Source organism: Cellulomonas septica, from assembly GCF_012396155.1.
GTDB classification, from domain to species: domain Bacteria; phylum Actinomycetota; class Actinomycetes; order Actinomycetales; family Cellulomonadaceae; genus Cellulomonas; species Cellulomonas septica.
The window spans coordinates 1-2,329 of record NZ_JAAXOY010000573.1 but is presented as its reverse complement, the minus strand read 5'-3'; the positions used below and the strand labels follow the sequence as shown (position 1 = coordinate 2,329).

General features: G+C 75.7%; 2 protein-coding genes and 1 pseudogene. All 3 read left to right on the top strand.

The window, feature by feature from the left end:
* The first annotated feature begins 149 nt into the window (after window positions 1–149).
* The gene (locus HGA02_RS16710) at window positions 150–863 is read left to right on the top strand and encodes a response regulator (RefSeq protein ID WP_168680258.1); all 714 of its coding nucleotides are present in this window, start codon (window positions 150–152) and stop codon (window positions 861–863) included.
* A gap of 186 nt (window positions 864–1,049) precedes the next feature.
* Window positions 1,050–1,868, top strand: a complete 819-nt coding sequence (locus HGA02_RS16705) for an ABC transporter ATP-binding protein (protein WP_425483076.1) — start codon at window positions 1,050–1,052, stop codon at window positions 1,866–1,868.
* A pseudogene (locus HGA02_RS16700) lies at window positions 1,868–2,329 on the top strand (ABC transporter permease); the annotation flags it as partial. The gene HGA02_RS16705 and the pseudogene HGA02_RS16700, both read left to right, overlap by 1 nt.

Below are 2,329 nucleotides of genomic sequence, written 5' to 3'. Positions count from 1 at the left end.
GGCGGCACCGTGACCGCCGGGCCGCGACCCGGCGGCGGCTACCGTGTGCGCGCGGAGCTGCCCACCGGCCCGGCCGTCGCGACGGCTCCCTCCACCGCGAGCACGCTCGACGCTCCCCCGCCCGCCGCCTCCTCCCGACAGGACGACCGATGACCGAGACCACGACGCCCCCGGTGCGCGTCGCGCTCGTCGACGACCAGCAGCTCGTGCGCGCGGGCTTCCGCATGGTCATCGACTCCCAGCCCGACCTCGAGGTCGTCCTCGAGGCCGGCGACGGCGCGCAGGCCGTGCAGGCGCTCACGCGTGCGGCGGGTCAGGTCGACGTCGTGCTGATGGACGTCCGGATGCCGACCATGGACGGGCTCACCGCGACCGCGCACCTCACCGCCGCAGGGTCCGAGGCGGTGCCCGCGCCGCGCGTCATCGTGCTGACGACGTTCGACCTCGACGAGTACGTGCTCGCCGCGATCCGCGCGGGCGCCAGCGGCTTCCTGCTCAAGGACGCGCCGCCCGAGGAGATGCTCGCCGCGATCCGCACCGTGCACCGCGGCGACGCCGTCATCGCGCCGTCGAGCACGCGCCGCCTGCTCGAGCACCTCGTCACCGTGCTGCCGCCGGACCGGCCGGGTGCGCCGAGCGACCCCGCCCGTGCGGCCGTCGCCGAGCTCACCGACCGCGAGCGCGAGGTCCTCGTCCTCATGGCCAAGGGCCGGTCCAACACCGAGATCGGGCAGGACCTGTTCGTCGCCGAGGCGACCGTCAAGACGCACGTCGGGCGGATCCTCGCGAAGCTCGGCGCGCGCGACCGCGTGCAGGCCGTCGTCATCGCCTACGAGACGGAGCTCGTCCGCCCCGGCGAGTGACGTCCGCCCGGCGGGCGTCGTGGCTGCTCCGGCGGTCGCACCGCACCGTCGCGGGTGTCCGCCCCAGGGCGTACGACGCCGGCCCGCGGTCGCGACCCGGGCCCGACGCGGGTGCCGCACCGGCCGACCTACCGTCGAGGTGTCGTCGACCGACGTCGCCCGCCACAGCCCCGAGGAGCCCTTGTCGTGGACACGACCGTGTACGTACCGTCCGGACCCGCCTCCGGTCCCGACCCCCGGCGCGAGGACGCGGTCGCGTCCCGGGCGCGCGGTCTGACGAAGGTGTACGGCCAGGGCGCCGCCGCGGTGCGCGCGCTCGACGGGGTCGACGTCGACTTCGCCGCGGGAGCGTTCACCGCGATCATGGGCCCGTCCGGGTCGGGCAAGTCGACGCTCATGCACCTGCTCGCGGGGCTCGACCAGGCCACGTCGGGCGAGGCGGTGCTCGGCACGACCCGCCTGTCGGGGCTCGACGACGGTGCGCTCACGCGGCTGCGCCGCGACCGCGTCGGGTTCGTGTTCCAGTCGTTCAACCTGCTGCCGATGTTCACGGCGGAGCAGAACGTCCTGCTGCCGCTCGAGCTCGCGGGGCAGAAGCCCGACCCGGCGTGGCTCGACACGCTCGTCGACACCCTGGGCCTGCGGCAGCGGCTCACGCACCGCCCGAGCGAGCTGTCCGGGGGGCAGCAGCAGCGCGTCGCGATCGCCCGCGCGCTCATCGCCAAGCCCGAGGTCGTGTTCGCCGACGAGCCCACCGGCAACCTCGACTCGCGCTCCGGCGCGGAGGTGCTGAGCTTCCTGCGTCGCTCGGTCCGCGAGCTCGGCCGCACCGTCATCATGGTCACGCACGACCCGACCGCCGCCGCGTACGCCGACCGCGTGGTCCTGCTGGCGGACGGGCGCATCGCGGGCGACATCGTCGACCCGACGCCCGACGCCGTCCTCGCCGGGCTCGACGCGCTGCGCACCCTCGAGACGTCGACCGGCGCGGCGGTGAGCGCCTGATGCTGCGCCTCACCCTCGCGCAGATGCGGCGCAGCGTCGGCCGGCTCACGGCCGCCGCCGTCGCGATCGCGATCGGCACCGCGTTCCTCGCCGCGACGCTCGTCGCCGGGAACGTCCTGCAGCGCACCGGGTACGACTCGGTGACCGCGCAGTTCGGCGACGCCGACCTCGTCGTGACGTCCGGCGCCGCGGTCCAGGACCTCGACACCGTCCGCGACGTGCCCGGCGTCGTCGCGGCCGACCCGCTGCTGCTGGGCGGTGCCGAGCTGTCGAACGGCGCGCGCACCACCTACCAGATGCTGCTCGCGCAGCCCGGCGACGAACGGCTCGCGTCGGTCGTCGCCCAGACCGGCCGCGTCCCCGCGGCCGCGGGCGAGGTCGCGCTGCCCGCGACGACGCTCGACCGGCTCGACGCGACGGTCGGCGACACCCTCGAGGTCCGCTGGTCGTCGCCGTCCGAC